Here is a 17,020-nt window from a genome sequence, read left to right as displayed (position 1 = left end):
AAATGAAAGGCCTGCGCCGCGTTCTCGTGGCCAACCGGGGCGAGATCGCCGTGCGCGTCATCCGCGCGTGCCGCGAGCTCGGGCTCGAAACCGTCGCGGTCGCGAGCGACGCCGATCTCGACGCGCCGCACGCGCGCCTGGCCGACCGCACCGAGCATCTCGGTCCGTCCGATCCGCGCGAGAGCTACCTGCGCCAGGACCGCCTGATCGACGCGGCGCGCCGGTCGGGGGCCGACGCGGTCCATCCGGGGTACGGGTTTCTCGCCGAATCCGCGGCGTTCGCCGACGCGGTGACCGCCGCGGGGCTGCGCTTTGTCGGCCCGCCGGCCGAGGTCATCGCCCGCCTCGGCGACAAGACCGCAGCGCGGGCGATCGCGGAGCGCTCCGGCGTACCGGTCATCCCCGGGTTCACGCCCGAAGGGCGGGCGGGGGGCGGGGGGCCGGACGCGTTCGCCGCGGCGGCGGAGCAGCTCGGCTATCCGCTGCTCGTCAAGGCCGCCGCCGGCGGCGGCGGCCGGGGCATGCGGGTCGTCGAGCGTGCGGACGACCTGCGCGGCGCGCTTGCGTCCGCCGAGCGCGAGGCGCGCGCGGCCTTCGGCGACGGCCGGCTGTTCCTTGAGCGTCAGCTGCCCGAGGTCCGGCACGTCGAAGTCCAGATCGTGGCCGACGGGGACGGGCGCACGGCCGCGCTCGGGGAGCGCGAGTGCAGCGTGCAGCGGCGCCACCAGAAGCTGATCGAGGAAGCCCCGTCGGCGCGGGTCGACCCCGCCGGGCGCGCCCGCCTGGCGGCCGCGGCCGTCGCGGTGGCAAATGCCGCCGGCTACGTCAACGCCGGGACGGTGGAGTTCCTCATGGAGCCCGGCGGGCAGTTCTATTTTCTCGAGGTCAACACCCGGCTGCAGGTCGAGCATCCGGTGACCGAGTTCGTCGCCGGCGTCGATTTGGTGAAATCGCAGCTCCGGATCGCGGCGGGGGAGCCCCTGGATGCCGCCGGGATTCCGTCCGCGGACGCGGCCGCCCCGCGAGGCCACGCGCTGGAGTGCCGTGTCTGCGCCGAGGACCCCGCGGACGGCTTCCGGCCGTCGCCGGGGCCCATCCTCGTGCTGGACGAGCCGGCGGGGCCGTGGATCCGGGTCGATTCCGGGATCCGCGAAGGCTGGCAGGTGCCCGCGGTGTACGATTCGCTGCTCGCGAAGGTCATCGTCTGGGACCGCACCCGCGCCGGCGCGGTGGCGCGGATGCAGCAGGCGCTGGGCCGCTTCGTCATCCTCGGCTGCGGCACGAACCTCGAGTTTCTGCGGGCCGTGATCGCGCACGAGGCGTTTCGCCGGGCGGAGACCACGACCGACTTCCTCGAACGGCATTTCACCGGATGGCAGCCGGACCCGTCGCCGCGCGCCCTGGCCGTGGCGGCGGCGATCGCCGTCACGCAGCCGCGGCCGGCGCCGCCGGCTGGCGGCGCCGCCGGCCGCGTGGACCCGGTCGCGTGGGATCCGTGGGAGACCGCCTCCGGCTGGCGGATCGGCGGGCCGCATGACTGAGATCGTGATGCGGGCGGGCGACCGACGCGTCCGCGCGCAGGTCACCCCGTCTCCACGGGACGGCGCCGGCGCCCAGGCGGTGGCGGTGCGCGTCGCCGGCCGTGAGATCCAGCTCCGCCTCGAGCGGCTCGGTCCGACCACGTGGCGTGTCGTCGACGAGCAGGGGGCGGCGCACATCGTCCGGTCGGTGGAGCACGCCGGCGTCCGCTGGCTGCAGGTCGGCGGAGAGACGCTCCCTGTCCGGATCGGGGACGCCGTCGCGCGGCGTCCGACGGCGCGCCGGCCGGAAGGCCTGGAGGTCCCGATGCCGGGGACGGTGACGCGCGTCGCCGTGAGCGAGGGTGAGACCGTGACGGCCGGGCAGCCGATCGTCGTGGTCGAGGCGATGAAGATGGAGCACGTCATTCGCGCGCCGCACGCCGGCCGGGTCGTCGCGCTGCGCGTCCGGCAGGGCGAGCAGGTAGAGGCCGGCGCCGTCGTGGCCGAACTGCACGCCGCCGGCGCGGCCCCGGCGGACGCGACGGAGCACGGTCCGTGATGCCTGTGCCGCGGCATGTGCGCGTCGTCGAGGTCGGCCCGCGCGACGGGCTCCAGAACGAATCGGCCGTGCTCTCGCTGGACCAGAAGGTGGAGTTCGTACGGCGGCTCGCCGCGTGCGGGCTGCCCCAGATCGAGGCGGGAGCGTTCGTCCGGGAGGACCGCGTTCCGCAAATGGCCGGAACGGACGCGCTGTTCCGGCGCCTCACCGCGGCCGCGGACGGGACGCCGGGGCCGACCGCGCACGCCGGCGCCCCGGTGCTGTCGGCCCTGGTTCCCAACCGCCACGGCATGGAGCGCGCGCTCGCATCCGGCGCCGGTGAGGTCGCGGTGTTCACGGCCGCGTCCGACGCGTTCGCCCGCCACAACATCAACATGACCATCGCGGAGTCGCTGGTCCGGTTTCGCGACGTGCTCGCGATGGCGGCGGAGCACGGGCGGCGCGTGCGCGCCTACGTCTCCACGGCGTGGTGGTGCCCGTACACCGGCCGGGTCGCGCCCGATGCGGCGCGCCGGGTCGCCGCGGCCCTGGCCGAGATGGGCTGCTATGAGATCGCCCTCAGCGACACGATCGGCGCCGCGACGCCGGGCGAGGTGGCGGCGCTCGTAGAGCGGGTAGCGGGAGACATTTCGGTCGCGCGCGTCGCGGTCCACCTGCACGACACCCGCGGCACGGCGCTCGCGAACGTGCTCGCCGCCCTCGAGGCCGGCGTCACCACCGTCGACGGCGCCGCGGGCGGGCTCGGGGGCTGTCCGTACGCACCCGGCGCCTCCGGGAACCTCGCGACGGAAGATCTCCTCTATATGTTGCACGGAGTGGGGGTGGAGACCGGCGTGGAGATCGACGCCGTCGCCGGCACGTCGCGCTGGCTGGCCGGCGTGATCGGTCGGACGCTGCCGGGGCGGTATCTGGCCGCGGGCCCCGCGACCCCCGCGGAGGCCGGACGCCCGCCCCAACGAATTCGCTGAACCGACGCGAATACGCTGGGGGCCCCGGGTTCTTCTGACGAAGGCCGGGTCCTTCGCCGACGCGAAGGTGTAGGCATGCGGGTCGGCCTGATGCTGGTCAATCAGCACCCGCCGGGTGATTCGCTCGCGGACCGGTGGAACGAGATCCTCGAACAGGTCCGCCTCGCGAGGAGCCTCGGCTTCGATCTCATCGTACTCGGGCAGCACTACCTCATCAGCGAGTTCGCGATGCTGCAGCCGGCGGTCTCGGTGGCCCGGGCGGCGGCCGAGGCCGGCACGATGCGCATCGGCGTCTCCATCTACCTGCTGCCGCTCCTCAACCCCGCGGCGCTGGCCGAGGAAGCGGCGTCCCTCGACGTGATCACCGGCGGCCGGTTCATCTTCGGCGTGGGCCTCGGCTACCGAGACGTCGAAGATCGGGCCTTCGGCGTCGGTAAAGGCGAGCGGGTCCGGCGCCTGCGGGAGCATCTCCGCGTGATCCGGCAGCTGTGGGCGGGCGAACCGGCGACGCTCGACCGGCCGTACTGCCGGCTCGACGGCGTCCGCATCGGCCTGCGGCCGCTGCAGCGTCCCGGCCCGCCGGTGTGGATGGCGGCGAACAACGACCGCGCCGTGGAGCGCGCGGCGGAGCTCGGCGACACGTGGGTCATCAATCCGCACGCGACGCTGGCGACGATCGTCCGGCAGACCGGCATCTACCGCGCGGCCCTCACGCGCGCCGGCAAGCCGTTTCCCGCGGAGCTGCCGATGCGCCGCGAGTTGTTCGTCGCGGACACCGCCGCCCGCGCGATCGAGCTCGCGCGCCCGTACGTGGAGAAGAAGTACGAGGCGTACGTGGCCTGGGGGCAGCACCGCGCGCTGCCGGCGGGCGACGACATGACGCAGGCTTTCGAGGGGCTTGCGCAGGACCGCTTCATCCTCGGCGATCCAGCGCGCTGCGCTGACGAGGTGAACCGGTGCGCGGCGCTGACCGGCGCTACGACGATGATCTTCCGGGTGAACTTCCCCGGGATGCCGCACGAGATCGTGACGGGCGCCATGCGGCTCCTCGCCGAACGCGTGCGGCCGCGTCTTCGTCCGTGAGCGGACCCGCGTCAGGGAGGCGCGAATGGCGGTCGATCTGATCGTCAAGAACGGCACGATCGTGAGCCCGGCCGCGAGCCGCCGCGGCCATCTGGTGATCCAGCGCGGCCGGGTCCTCGAGATCCTGGTCCGCGACGACCTGCCCGCGGCCGCGCGCACCATCGACGCGACCGGACTGCACGTGCTGCCGGGGCTCATCGACCCGCACGTCCACTTCCGCGTGCCGGGCCTCGACTACAAAGAGGACTTCTCGACCGGGTCGCAGGCCGCCGCCGCGGGCGGCATTACCACCGTCATCGACATGCCGAACACGAACCCGCTGACCTCGAGCGTGGAGGGCTTTCACGCCAAGGTCGCCTGCGCGCGCGGCGTCTCGTACGTCGATTTCGGCCTCTACGCGGTGATCGTCGAAGGCAACGGCCGGGAGATTCTGCCGCTCGCCGACGCCGGCGTCGTCGGCTACAAGGTCTTCATGGGCGAGACGGTGGGCAACGTCCCCGCGCCGCAGGACGGCGAGATCATCGACGCGTGGCGGATCGTCGCGCAGACGGGCCTGCGGTGCGGCGTGCACGCCGAGGACAACGGGATCATCCTCTATCTGCGGAAAAAGCTGCAGGACGCCGGCCGGACGGACCCGCTCGCGCACCTCGAGTCGCGGCCGTCCGTCGCGGAGGCCGAGGCGATCTCCCGGGCGATCCTGTTCGCGCGCGAGGCCAAGAGCAAATTGATGATCTACCACATGAGCGCCGCGGAGGGCGTGGACCTCGTGCGCCGGGGAAAGGACAGCGGCGTCGACGTGACGGGCGAGACGACCCCGCACTACCTCCTCATGGAAGGGCAGGACATGGTGCGGATGAACCTCGGGTCCATGCTGAAGATCAATCCGCCGGTGCGGTCCCGCGAGCACGCCGAGGCGTTGTGGCGCGGCCTGCTCGACGGGACCATCGAGGTCCTCGGGACCGACCATTCCCCCCACACGCGGGATGAGAAGATGTTCGACGACCGGATGGGCGACATCTGGAAGGCGGCCGCGGGGTGGCCCGGCGTGGAGACCAACGTGCCGCTCATGCTGACGCAGGTCAACGCCGGACGGATGACGCTCAATCACTACGTCAAGGTGCAGGCGGAGGGCGCGGCGCGGGCGTGGAACCTCTGGCCGCGCAAGGGGCATCTCGGCCGCGGCGCCGACGGCGACGTCACGATCGTGGACATGACCAAGGACGGCACAATCGACCAGGACCGCCTCCACAGCAAGAACAAGCTCACGCCGTTCCACGGCTTCAAGGTCAAGGGCCTGCCCGTCTACACGATCGTCCGCGGCCAGGTGGTCATGGAGGGCGGCGAGATCGTCGGGAAGCCGCGCGGCGAACTGCAGACGCCGGCCGTCTAGATGCCGGGGGCCGCGAGATGAAATTCGAGAAAGAGCTCGCGGTGGGCGCGCCCCGCGACCGGGTGTGGGCCTTCCTCTGGGACGTCGAACGGGTCACCCGGTGCCTGCCGGGATGCCGCGACGCGCGCACCGTGGTGCCGCACGAGCGCTATGAGTGCGTCGTCAGCGAGCGGGTGGGGCCGTTCACGGTGCGGTTTCCGATGGACATCCGCGTCCTCGAGGTCGAGGAGCACCGCCGCCTGAAGGCGCAGGCCACCGGCCGCGACTCCGCGATGGGCAGCTCGCTCAAGGTCACGCTGGACCTCACGATCGAGGGCGACGGCGCGGCATCGACGCTTCGCATCGCGTCCGAGACCACCATTCTGGGGAAATTAGGCACGCTCGGACACGGCATCATCCAGCACAAAGCGGACGGCATCATGACGCAATTTGCCGACGCCGTCCGCCGCGAACTGGAGCAGGCGGGGTAGCGGCGGACGCCCGCGATGTACGACCGGCTGGTCAAACCGGCGCTGTTCCGGCTGGACCCCGAGCGCAGCCACGAACTCGCGCTCGCGGCGCTCGGCGCCGCGGGGACGGTGTGGAGCCGGCTCGGGGTCGCCGCGGCGCCGGCCGATCCCCGGCTCGCCGTCGAGGCCTGCGGGCTGCGATTTCCCTCGCCGATCGGCCTCGCCGCCGGCTGCGACAAGGCCGCGCGCGCGCTGTGGGCGTGGCCCCGCCTCGGATTCGGCTTCGTCGAAGTGGGCACCGTCACGCCGCGGCCTCAGCCGGGCAACCCGAGACCGCGGCTGTTCCGGCTGCCGGAGGACGGTGCGCTCATCAACCGCCTCGGGTTCAACTCGCCGGGCGCGGACGTCGTCGCCGCCCGCATGGCGGCGGCCCGCCGGACCGGCCGATATCCGATCCCGCTCGGCGCGAACGTCGGCAAGAACAAGGACACGCCGATCGAGGACGCCGCGGCGGATTACGTGCGGGTGTTGGAGCGGCTTCATCCGCACGCGGACTTCATCGTCGTGAACGTCTCCTCGCCCAACACGCCCGGGCTGCGGTCGCTTCAAACCCGCGAGAACGTTGTGCCGCTGCTCGACGCGGTCGCCGCGCGCAACCGCGCGCTCGGCGAGAAGCCCGTGTTCGTGAAGGTGGCGCCCGACATGACGAGGGACGAGCTGGAGGCGGTCGCGGACGCGGTGCAGGGCCGGGCGCACGGCCTGGTCGCCACCAACACCACCGTTCGCCGCGAAGGGCTGGGGAGCCCGGCCGCGCGCGAACCGGGCGGTGTCAGCGGGCGGCCGCTCCGGCAGCTCGCCACGGACGCCGTGGCCGTCCTCTACCGCGCCACCGGCGGGCGGGTGCCGATCATCGGCGTCGGAGGGATCATGACCGCCGAGGATGCCTACGAAAAGATCAAAGCCGGCGCCACCTTGGTGGAAGTGTACACCGGCTTCGTCTACGGCGGCCCCGGCATGCCGCGGCAGGCGGCGCGGGGCCTGGTACGCCTGCTGGATCGGGACGGAATCGGGCGGCTGCAGGATGCGGTGGGGGTCGACGCGGCGCGATACGGCGTCGAAATTTCGCGGTGAGGGGGAGCGCATGGCCAGCATCTTCGAAGAACGCGTGAGGAGCCGCACCCAGAAGTCCCGGGCGGTGTACGAGGAGGCCAAGCTCGTACTGCCGGGCGGCGTCGCCGCCAACACCAAGGCCATTTCGCCGTACCCGCTGTACTTCCGGGACGCCCGAGGCGCCTACGTGACCGACATCGACGGCAACACGTACATCGACCTCGTGATGGGCCTCGGCATCCACATTCTCGGCCACGCGCCGGCTCCCGTCATGGCGGCGGTCCGGGAGCGGCTGTCCTCGGGGCCGCTGCCCGGCATGGCGACGGAGCTCGAGGTGGAACTCGCGCGCAAGGTGCGCAGGCACATGGCCTGCGCCGAGATGGTCCGCTTCGTCAACACCGGCACCGAGGCCACGCTGATGGCGATCCGGGTCGCCCGGGCCTACCGGAAGCGCGACAAGGTCGCCAAGTTCGAAGGCAACTACGACGGCCAGCACGATCTCGTGCAGGTCAGCACGAGCACCATCGCCGGTCCCGTCGACGCCCCCGAGCCGTCCCTCAATCACAGCGGCGTCGCGAAGAGCACCCTGCGGGATTTGGTGATCCTGCCCTACAACGATCCCGAGCGGGCCACCGCGCTCATCGCCGCGCACGCCGACGAACTGGCCGCGGTGATCATGGAGCCGGTCGCCGGCTTTGGGATGGGCTGCGTGCCGGCGACGCGCGAGTTCATCCACGCGATCCGCGAGGCGACGGCCAAGCGCGACATCCCGCTCATCCTGGACGAGGTGGTGACCAACTTCCGCTTGGGACTCGGCGGGGCGAGCGAGCATTACGGCATCAAGCCGGATCTCGTGACGCTCGGCAAGATCCTGGGCGGCGGCTTCCCGATCGGCGGGTACGCCGGCCGGCGCGACCTGATGGACCGGCTGGTCACGCCGACGGGCAGACCGTCCGAGGACCAGGGGCGGATCAGCCAGTCCGGCACGTTCTCCGGAAACGCCGTGTCCATGGCCGCCGGCCTCGCCACGATCAAGGTTTTGGAAGAGGGGGACGTGTACCGCCAGCTCGACGTGATGACCGAGCGGCTGTGCGGCGGTTTGAAGCGGCTCGCGACGGATCACGGGATTACGCTGGCGATCACGGGCGTGAAGTCGATGTTCCAGGTGCATTTTGGTCTGGACCACCTGACGACCATCCGCGAACGGTCCGGCGAAGACTTCGCCCGCGCGACCGAGTTCTCGCACGGGCTGCTCGCAAACGGCGTCTTCGCGGTGCCGCGCCCGTGGTTCATGTCCGCAGCCCACACGCAGGCGGACGTCGATAAGATCCTGGACGTCGCAGACGGGGTGTTCAAGGAGATGAAGCACGCCAAGCCAGCGGGCGTCGCGGGCGGCAGCCGGTAGCATGCACATCGGCTTGAGCGTGGCCAACTTCACCGCGCCCGGCGGGCCGGCGAAGCTCGGCCCGGAGATCGCGGCGATGGCGCGGCGCGCCGAGGCCGCGGGGTTCGAGAGTCTCTGGGTATGGGACCATTTCTTCTGGGACGAACCGCCGGTCGGGTCCGGCGTGACCGACCGCGAAATGCTCGAAGCCTACGGCGTCCTGGCGTTTATGGCCGGCGTCACGAGCACGATCAAGCTCGGCACCATGGTCGTTTCCGCCACCTACCGGCATCCCGGCGCGCTGGTCAAGCAGGTCACCAGCCTCGACGTGCTGTCGCGCGGGCGCGCCATCTTCGGCGTCGGCGCCGGGTGGTTCGAGGAGGAGCATCGCGCGCTCGGGATCCCGTTTCCAGCCCGCGCCGAGCGCTTCGAGCGCCTCGAAGAGACCCTGCAGATCGCGCTGCAGATGTGGGCGGACGAGGGGAAGTACGACCGGGCGAAGCCGTTCCGCGGCAGGCACTACCAGCTCGAGCGGACCCTTAACGTGCCGCAGGCGCTGCAGCGGCCGCATCCGCCGATCCTGATCGGCGGCGAAGGCGAGCGGAAAACCCTGCGCATGGTCGCCCAGTATGCCGACGCCTGCAATCTTCAGGACCGCCTCACCTTCGAGCAGCTCGCCCACAAGCTGGCCGTGCTGCGCGGGCACTGCGAGCGGCTCAGCCGGCCGTACGACGCCATCGAAAAAACGGTCCACGTCTCGCGGCGCGCCACGCCGAATGAGACGACGTCGATCACACAGGCGATCGACTACTGCCGGACCCTGGCCGGCCTGGGCATCGACACGGTGATCCTGGGATCGGAGAAAGCGAAGGTCTACGACCCCGCCGTCCTGGAGCGCTGGGGCGCAGAGCTGGTCCCCGCAGTTCGCGCGCTGCCGGTCGCCGGACGCGGCCGGGGGTGACGGTGCCCCGGGCGTATTTTCTCACGACCGCCCGGCTCGGCTTCGCGCGCTGGCAGCCGGACGATCTGCCGCTGGCCCTGGCCCTCTGGGGTGATCCCGGAGTGACACGCTTGATCGGGGGCCCGCTGTCCGCCGACGCCGCGGAGGCGCGGCTCGGCTCCGAGATCGCGTCGATGCGCGCGCACGGCGTGCAGTACTGGCCGATCTTTCTGCTCGCGGGCGGCGAGCACGCCGGCTGCGCCGGCCTGCGGCCGTATCGCCCGGAGGACCGCATCTACGAACTCGGCTTTCATCTTCGGACCCCGTACTGGGGGCAGGGGCTTGCCACGGAGGCCGCGCAGGCGGTCGTGACGTTCGCGTTCGAGACGATTGGCGCCGCGGCGCTGTTTGCCGGTCACCATCCGGACAACGCGCCCTCGCGGCGGGTGCTCGAGAAACTCGGCTTTCGGTTCACGCACCACGAACTCTATGCGCCGACGGGCTTTCACCATCCATCCTATCTGCTGACCCGGGCAGGGACGGCCGCGCCTCGCGAGTAAAGCCTCCTAACTCTACCGGCACCGGCGGGGCGCCGTTCGGGGGGCCGGGTGGCCGGCCGGGAGGGATGGGCATGGTGCGTTCCAAGAGCCGCGTACCGATCGCGATCGCCGCGATCATCGTCGTGGGGGCCCTCGGCGTCACCGCGGGCGCGCTGCACGGCGAGGAGATACTGAAGCTCGGCGCGCCCCTCGCGGCGACGGGCGCGGACGCGCGGGAAGGCGCGCTGGCCAAGCAGGGCTACGACCTCTGGGCCTCGGCCGTAAACGCCCGCGGCGGCATCAAGGCGGGCCCGCACACCTACAAGGTCCAGATCGTCTACTACGACGATCAGAGCAAGCCGCAGACCTCCGCGGAGCTCACCGACCGTCTCATCACGCAGGACCGCGTCGCGTTTCTGCTCGGGCCCTACGGCAGCCCGGCCACGTTCGCCGACGCCGGCATCGCCGAGAAGTACAAGATGCCGATGGTCGACTCGAACGGTGCGGCCGCGAAGATCTTCGAGCAGGGGTACAAGTACACATTCGGCGTCAGCAGTCCGGCCGCGGACTACGCGGCGGCGATGCTGCAGTGCGCGGCCTCGCTGTCGCCGCGGCCGGCGACGGTCGCCATCATCGCCGCCGACGACCTGTTTTCGCTCGAGGTCGCGAACGGCGCCCGGGACTGGGCCGACCGCAACGGCATGCGCGTCGTCTACTTCCAGAAGTATCCGGTCGGCGCGAACGATCTCAGCGCGCCCTTCACCGCGATCAAGGCCGCCGGCGCGGACGTCATCATCGAGTCGGGCCACCTGCAGGAATCCCTCGTCGCGATGCGGCAGGCGCAGAGCCTCGAGGTCAACGCGAAGTTCTTCGGATTCACGGTCGGCCCGACGACGCCGGACTTCGTCAAAGCGCTGGGCCCCGCGGCCGAGTACGTCTTTGCCTCGTCGCAGTGGACGCCCGATGTGAAGTACAACGGGCCGCTCTTCGGGACCACGCGGCAGTACAGCGAAGCGTTCACGAAGCGGTACGGCTTCGAGCCCGACTACCACGCCGCGAACGGCTCCGCCGGCGGCCTCGCCCTGCAGCTCGCAATCCAGAACGCCGGCGGCATCGACCGGCAGAAGGTAAGGGACGCGCTCGCCGCGCTCGACCTGGTCACGTTCTACGGCCGGATCAAATTCAACGACAAAGGCTACAACAGCTACAAACCGATGGTCACCGTCCAAATCCAGCACGGCAAAGTGGTGACGGTCTGGCCCGGGAACGTGGCGGCCGCGAAGGCGATGTACCCGACGCCGGTGTGGACGGCGCGCAAGTAACGGCCCCGTCCCCGTGAGCCCGGCTGTTCAGATCGCGCTGCAGAACGCGGTCAACGGCCTCCTGATCGGCGGCACCTACGCGACCGTCGGGCTCGGCATGTCCCTCGTCTGGGGCGTGCTCAACGTGATCAACATCGCGCACGGCGCGTTCGTCATGCTGGGCGCGTACACGACGTACTGGCTGTTCACGCTCTACGGCATCGACCCGTTCGCGACGCTGCCGATCGCGGGCGCGGCGCTGTTCGTCCTCGGCTACGGGTTGCAGCGCGTGGTGGTCAACCAGGTCATCCGCGCGTCGTTCCTGATCACGTTCCTGCTGACGTTCGGCTTCGATCTCCTGATCACGAACGGGGCCCTCGCGGTCTGGACCGCCGACGTGCGGGCCGTGACGACGGCCTACTCGGGCCGCGCCCTCCACCTGGGTCCGGTCATCGTGCCGGCCGTCCGCCTGATGACCCTCGCGGTCGCGCTCCTCGTCGCCCTCCTGCTGCACCTGCTGATGAGCCGGACCCGCCTGGGGACCGCGATCCGCGCCACGGCGTCCGATCAGGACGCCGCGCGCCTGATGGGCATTCCGATCGGCCACGTGTACGCGCTCACCTTCGCAATCGCGCTGGCGACGGCGGGCATCGCCGGGGGCCTGGCCGGCATGAGCTTTCCGATCTACCCGGCGATGGGTGCCAACTTCACGTTCATCGGGTTTGTCGTCTGCGTGCTCGGCGGGCTCGGCAGCGTCGCCGGGGCGCTGACGGGCGGGCTGATCTTCGGCCTGCTGACGACGTACGCGGCGGGCTGGCTCGGTCCAAACTACGACTACATCGTCGCGTTCAGCGCGTTGATTCTGGTCCTGCTGGTGCGTCCCGCGGGGCTGTTCGGGCGCGCGGCGCGGTTCCGCGGATGACCCGCCGCGACGCCGGCGCAGGCCTACGGCGTGAGCCAAAGCGTCCCGCCTCGCTAGTCCCTCACAGGGGGGACGCGCGCGGCCTCGCCGTCGCGGCCGCGGCGCTCGTCGTGGCGCTCGTGCTGCCGGGACTCCTCAACACGTACTACGTCCGGATCATCACCGGCATCTTCCTGTTCGGGATCCTCGCATCGGCGTGGAACCTGATCGGCGGCTACACCGGCTACCCCGACTTCGGCGGCGCGGCGTTCATCGGCATCGGCGCCTACACGACCGGGATCCTCATGGTGCGGGCGCATCTGCCGTTTCCCGCGGCGCTGCCGGCCGGCTGCCTGCTGGCCGCGGCCTCGGCCGTGGCGATGGGAGCCCTGCTGCTGCGGCTGCGCGGCCACTACTTTGCGATCGCGACGCTCGGGTTCATGCTCGTGCTGCGCCAGCTCACCGCGAACCTCGAGCTTACCGGCGGCGGATCCGGGATGAACCTGCCGCCGGCGGGCGACTTCAAGGTCTTCTACTACTGGATGCTGGCCGGCCTGGCGCTGGCGGTGCTCGCCGGGTTCGCGCTGCCGCGGACGCGCGCCGGCTACGCGATCGCGGCGATCCGCGAGAACCAGGACGCGGCCCAGGTGCTCGGCATCGAGCCGCTCCCCTTCAAGATCCTCGCGTACGCGGCGAACGCGTTCCTGTTCGCCGCCGCCGGCGGCATCTACGCGTACTGGCTCACCTTTATCGACCCGCCGACCGTCTTCAACATCGACTTCACCGTCCAGGCCGTGGTCATGGCGCTGTTTGGCGGACCGGGCACGGTCCTCGGGCCCGCCGCCGGGGCGGTCATTCTGAAGAGCCTCGACGTCACGCTGACCAACGTCTCGCTGTTCCTCCACAACGTCTTCTTCGGCGCGCTGGTCTGCGCGCTCGTCATCTTCGCGCCGCGGGGCCTCGCCGAGCTCTTCCAGGCCCGGCCCGGCAGCGGACGTGCCGCGGCGCTGCGCGCGTCGATCCGCGAGGCTCTCCAGGAGAACCGCGTCTGATGCCGCTGCTGGCCGCGACGGGAGTGAGCAAGTTCTTCGGCCGTCTCGCGGCGATCAATCGGGTCGACGTCGCGATCGAGGCCGGCGAGATCGTGGGACTCATCGGGCCGAACGGCGCCGGCAAGAGCACCCTTGTGAACGTGATCACCGGCATGGAGGCGCCGGCCGCCGGCCGCGTCGAGTTCGACGGGACCGACATCACCGGACGCCGGCCGGCGGCGATCGCGCGGCTCGGGATCGCCCGGACGTTCCAGATCGCCCAGCCGTTCCGCAATATGTCGGTCCGCCAGAACGTCGCGGTCCCGATGCTGTTCCGCGCGCAGCCCGCCGCCGGGGTCGCCGACGCGCTCCGCCGCGCCGACGAGGTCTTGGACGGGGTCGGCCTCGGCGCGAAGCGCGACCTTCCGGCGCGCGCGCTGACGACCCCGGACCTCCGCCGCCTCGAGCTCGCGAAGGCGGTCGCGCTGCGTCCCCGCCTCATGCTGCTCGACGAGGTGATGGCCGGCCTCACGCCCGCCGAGACCGAGGCGGACATGGCGCTCCTGCGCCGCATCAACGAGCAGGGGATCACCCTGCTCGTCATCGAGCACGTGCTGCGCGTCGTGATGGGGCTGTGCCGCCGCGTCGTCGTCCTGCACCACGGCTCGAAGATCGCGGAGGGGCCGCCGCAAGAGGTCACGTCCGATCCCGCCGTGATCGCGGCGTACCTCGGACCGCGCCACGCCGCGCGGGGCGAGGCGGACCCACGATGACCGAGCCGCTCCTCCTCGTCGAGGGACTCGGCGCCGGCTACGGCAGCGTCCAGGTGCTCTGGGAGGTCGCGCTGGAGGTGCGGCGGGGAGAGGTGGTCGCGCTCGTCGGCAGCAACGGCGCCGGCAAGTCGACGCTGCTGCGGGCGATCTCCGGACTCTTGCGGCCGTGGCGCGGCCGCGTGCGCTGGGAGGGACGGCACATCACCGGCCTGCCGCCGGAGGCGATCGTGCGACTGGGCATGGCGCACGTACCGCAGGGCCGCCGCCTCTTCGCGGATCTGACGCTGCGGGAGAACCTCCTCGTCGGGGCATACGCGCGCTCAGACCGCGCCGCGGTCGCCGCGGATCTGCGCGACGTCCTCGACCTCTTCCCCGTCCTGGGCGAGCGCCTCCATCTCCCCGCCGGCCAGTTGAGCGGCGGCGAGCAGCAGATGGCCGCGCTCGCCCGGGCCCTCATGGCGCGGCCGCGCCTCCTGCTGATCGACGAGCCGTCGCTCGGCCTCGCGCCGATCGCCGTGCAGGCGCTGATGGAAACGGTCGACCGGCTGCGCGGGCGGGGGACCAGCCTGCTGCTCGTCGAGCAGGACGTCGCCGTCGCCCTCGAGCACGCCGACCGGGGGTACGTGATGGAGACGGGCCGCATCGCGCTCGCCGGCACCGCGGATGCGCTGCGGCACAGTCCGCGCGTCCGAGAGGCGTATCTCGGGGTGGCCGCCGGGAGCGCCGACACGCTACAATAAAGCGCGAGCGCTATGCCCGCCAACCTGACACCGCAATATCTCGAGGCCGAGCGCCGGTTCCGGCAGGCCACGTCGCCCGACGAGCAGCTCGAGGCGTTGGACGCGATGATGGCGACGATCCCCAAGCACAAGGGGACGGAGCACATGCGCGCGGACATCCGCCGCCGCATGGCCAAAATCCGGACGGAGGCGGCGCGCAGCAAGAAGGCCGCGGCGAAGGGGCCGACGTGGCACCACGTGCCGCGCGAGGGAGCCGGCCAGATCGCGCTCGTCGGCGCCCCGAACGCCGGGAAGTCGCGCCTGCTCGCCGCGCTCACGAACGCGAACCCGGTCGTCGCGCCGTATCCGTTTTCCACACGAACGCCGCTGCCCGGGATGGTGCCGTTCGAAGACATCAACATCCAGCTGGTGGACCTGCCGCCGATCGCGCCGGAGACGGCGGAGCCGTGGCTCTTCGCGCTGATCCGGCAGGCCGACGGGGCGCTGCTCGTGGCGGATCTCGCCGACGACGACCTGCTCGCCTCGATGGACGCGGTCATGGCGCTCACGACAGAGGGCCGGGTCGAGTTCGGGCCCGCCCGCGGGCCGCAGGGGCCGATGCCGTCCGCGCCGCCGCCGTCCGCTCCGCTCCCGGCCACGATGGAATCAAAGCCGGCCGCCACGAAACCCACGCCGACGCTCCTCGTCGCCACAAAGAGCGACGCGCCGGACGCGGGCGTGCGCCTCGAACTGCTGCGTGAGGCGTACGGCGCGCGGTTCGAGATCCTGCCCGTGTCGCCGGAGACGGGCGAGGGGCTGGAGACGCTGAGGCTGGAGCTGTTCCGGCTGCTCGGAGTGATCCGCGTCTACACCAAGGCGCCCGGCCGGCGCGCCGACAAGTCGGTGCCGTACGTATTCCGTCGCGGCATCACGGTCGAGGAAGTCGCCGCCGTCGTCCACAAAGACTTCGCCGAGCGCTTGAAGTACGCGCGGGTCTGGGGAAGCCACACCTACGAGGGCCAGATGGTCCAACGCGAGCACGTCCTCGACGACGGCGACGTGCTCGAACTGCATGCCTAGCGGCGATCAGGTCCTGGTCGTCACGGGCGCGGGCCGTGGAATCGGGGCGGCGGTGGCCCGCCTCGCCGGCGCGCGCGGCTATGCGGTCGCGGTCAACTACGTCCGGGACGAGCGGGCCGCGGTGGAGGTGGTCCGCCGCATCGAAGCGGCGGACGGCCGGGCCCGCGCGATCCGGGGCGACGTGTCCAACGAAGCGGACGTCGTCGCGCTGTTCGCGGAGGCGGCCCGCGTCCTCGGCCCGGTGACCGCGTTGGTGAACAACGCGGGCGTGTCGAGCCGGCCGGGGCGGCTCGACGGCCTTGCGGCGGGCGACCTCTCGCGCGTCCTGGGCACCAACGTGGCCGGGACCATCTTGTGCGCGCGCGAGGCGGTCCGGCGGATGTCCCCGCGGCACGGCGGCCGGGGCGGCGTCATCGTCAATATCTCATCGGCGGCGGCGCGCCTCGGCGGACCGGGCGAGTGGGTGCATTACGCCGCCTCCAAAGGCGCGGTCGATACTTTCACGATCGGGCTGGCGCGAGAGGTCGCGGCGGAAGGCATTCGCGTGAACGCGGTCCGCCCCGGACTGATTCTGACCGACATTCACACGACCGCCGGCGATCCGGACCGTCCGGCGCGCCTCGCTCCCACCATCCCGATGGGGCGGGGGGGAACGGCCGACGAAGTCGCTGAAGCGGTTCTCTGGCTGCTGTCGCCCGCGGCGTCCTACACGACCGGCGCCATTCTCGACGTCACGGGCGGGCGATAATCAACTGTCGCGGCGGGCCCGCGGGCCCGCCACGTAATTCACGCCCCGGACGGGAGGCTCCATGCCCGAGGTCAGCGCATCGATCGTCATCCGCGCGCCGCTCGACACGGTCTATGCGCGTGCGCGGCGGGTCGAAGACTTCCCGAGCTTCATGCCGGACCTCGAGCGCGTGACCGTCCTGGAACGAAACGGGGAGGTGCCGACGCTGACAGAATGGGTCGGCATCGTCGAAGGCCGCCGCATCCATTGGGTGGAGGAGGACGAGTGGGACGACGCCGCCCACCGCTGCCGCTTCCGGCAGCGGGACGGGGATTTTGACAGCTACGAGGGCACGTGGGAGTTCGCCGCCGACGGCGGCGGCACGCGCACCACGATCACGGTCCGGTTCGAGTTCGGGATTCCGCTGATCGGCCGGTTGCTGACCGGACTGCTGCGGGTGAAGATGCGGGAGAACATCGACGGCATGCTCAAGGCGCTCCAGCAGCAGATCGAGGGCGGCAAGTGACGCGGGGGCGCAGGAAATGC

The 17,020-nt window shown here is 71.5% G+C and carries 18 protein-coding genes; all 18 read left to right on the top strand.

The genetic code is table 11. The features are described from left to right. The first annotated feature begins 2 nt into the window (after positions 1–2). Complete coding sequence (locus VKT83_08690) at positions 3–1,541, top strand: biotin carboxylase N-terminal domain-containing protein (GenBank protein HLY22531.1); 1,539 nt, start codon at positions 3–5, stop codon at positions 1,539–1,541. Next, complete coding sequence (locus VKT83_08685; GenBank protein HLY22530.1) at positions 1,534–2,079, top strand: biotin/lipoyl-containing protein; 546 nt, start codon at positions 1,534–1,536, stop codon at positions 2,077–2,079. Before VKT83_08690 ends, VKT83_08685 begins: the two co-directional genes overlap by 8 nt. Next, positions 2,079–3,047 (top strand): hydroxymethylglutaryl-CoA lyase, encoded by a 969-nt coding sequence (locus VKT83_08680; protein ID HLY22529.1) that lies wholly within the window; start codon positions 2,079–2,081, stop codon positions 3,045–3,047. The genes VKT83_08685 and VKT83_08680 overlap by 1 nt, the downstream gene beginning before the upstream one ends. A 75-nt stretch (positions 3,048–3,122) precedes the next feature. Further along, on the top strand, positions 3,123–4,130 hold the full coding sequence (locus VKT83_08675; protein HLY22528.1) for an LLM class flavin-dependent oxidoreductase: 1,008 nt from the start codon (positions 3,123–3,125) through the stop codon (positions 4,128–4,130). A 25-nt stretch (positions 4,131–4,155) separates the two neighbouring features. After that, complete coding sequence (locus tag VKT83_08670) at positions 4,156–5,520, top strand: dihydroorotase family protein (protein ID HLY22527.1); 1,365 nt, start codon at positions 4,156–4,158, stop codon at positions 5,518–5,520. Between the two features lie 17 nt (positions 5,521–5,537). Then, positions 5,538–5,990, top strand: coding sequence for an SRPBCC domain-containing protein (locus VKT83_08665; protein ID HLY22526.1), 453 nt, complete (start codon positions 5,538–5,540; stop codon positions 5,988–5,990). Positions 5,991–6,005: 15 nt separating this feature from the next. Continuing rightward, entirely contained in the window at positions 6,006–7,100 is a 1,095-nt protein-coding gene (locus tag VKT83_08660; protein ID HLY22525.1) for a quinone-dependent dihydroorotate dehydrogenase, read from the top strand. A 10-nt stretch (positions 7,101–7,110) separates the two neighbouring features. After that, complete coding sequence (locus VKT83_08655) at positions 7,111–8,484, top strand: glutamate-1-semialdehyde 2,1-aminomutase (protein HLY22524.1); 1,374 nt, start codon at positions 7,111–7,113, stop codon at positions 8,482–8,484. A gap of 1 nt (position 8,485) precedes the next feature. Further along, complete coding sequence (locus VKT83_08650; protein HLY22523.1) at positions 8,486–9,424, top strand: LLM class F420-dependent oxidoreductase; 939 nt, start codon at positions 8,486–8,488, stop codon at positions 9,422–9,424. After that, positions 9,421–9,963, top strand: a complete 543-nt coding sequence (locus VKT83_08645) for a GNAT family N-acetyltransferase (protein ID HLY22522.1) — start codon at positions 9,421–9,423, stop codon at positions 9,961–9,963. The genes VKT83_08650 and VKT83_08645 overlap by 4 nt, the downstream gene beginning before the upstream one ends. Before the next feature lie 71 nt (positions 9,964–10,034). Continuing rightward, positions 10,035–11,264 carry an amino acid ABC transporter substrate-binding protein gene (locus VKT83_08640; protein ID HLY22521.1) on the top strand — a complete coding sequence of 410 codons (1,230 nt, stop codon included), beginning with the start codon at positions 10,035–10,037 and terminating at the stop codon, positions 11,262–11,264. Positions 11,265–11,277: 13 nt separating this feature from the next. After that, a complete protein-coding gene (locus VKT83_08635; protein HLY22520.1) occupies positions 11,278–12,165 on the top strand; it encodes a branched-chain amino acid ABC transporter permease in 888 nt (295 codons plus the stop codon). Further along, positions 12,162–13,196, top strand: coding sequence for a branched-chain amino acid ABC transporter permease (locus VKT83_08630; GenBank protein ID HLY22519.1), 1,035 nt, complete (start codon positions 12,162–12,164; stop codon positions 13,194–13,196). Before VKT83_08635 ends, VKT83_08630 begins: the two co-directional genes overlap by 4 nt. Further along, positions 13,196–13,948 carry an ABC transporter ATP-binding protein gene (locus tag VKT83_08625; GenBank protein ID HLY22518.1) on the top strand — a complete coding sequence of 251 codons (753 nt, stop codon included), beginning with the start codon at positions 13,196–13,198 and terminating at the stop codon, positions 13,946–13,948. Before VKT83_08630 ends, VKT83_08625 begins: the two co-directional genes overlap by 1 nt. Further along, positions 13,945–14,688, top strand: coding sequence for an ABC transporter ATP-binding protein (locus tag VKT83_08620; protein HLY22517.1), 744 nt, complete (start codon positions 13,945–13,947; stop codon positions 14,686–14,688). Before VKT83_08625 ends, VKT83_08620 begins: the two co-directional genes overlap by 4 nt. 12 nt (positions 14,689–14,700) lie before the next feature. Further along, the gene (locus VKT83_08615) at positions 14,701–15,747 is read left to right on the top strand and encodes a GTPase (protein HLY22516.1); all 1,047 of its coding nucleotides are present in this window, start codon (positions 14,701–14,703) and stop codon (positions 15,745–15,747) included. Then, positions 15,740–16,495, top strand: coding sequence for an SDR family oxidoreductase (locus VKT83_08610; protein ID HLY22515.1), 756 nt, complete (start codon positions 15,740–15,742; stop codon positions 16,493–16,495). The genes VKT83_08615 and VKT83_08610 overlap by 8 nt, the downstream gene beginning before the upstream one ends. 61 nt (positions 16,496–16,556) lie before the next feature. Next, positions 16,557–17,000 carry an SRPBCC family protein gene (locus tag VKT83_08605; protein ID HLY22514.1) on the top strand — a complete coding sequence of 148 codons (444 nt, stop codon included), beginning with the start codon at positions 16,557–16,559 and terminating at the stop codon, positions 16,998–17,000. Positions 17,001–17,020: the final 20 nt, after the last annotated feature.

It is taken from the genome of bacterium (assembly GCA_035308905.1).
Classification (GTDB): domain Bacteria; phylum Sysuimicrobiota; class Sysuimicrobiia; order Sysuimicrobiales; family Segetimicrobiaceae; genus DASSJF01.
This window is presented reverse-complemented; position numbering and strand designations above follow the sequence as displayed.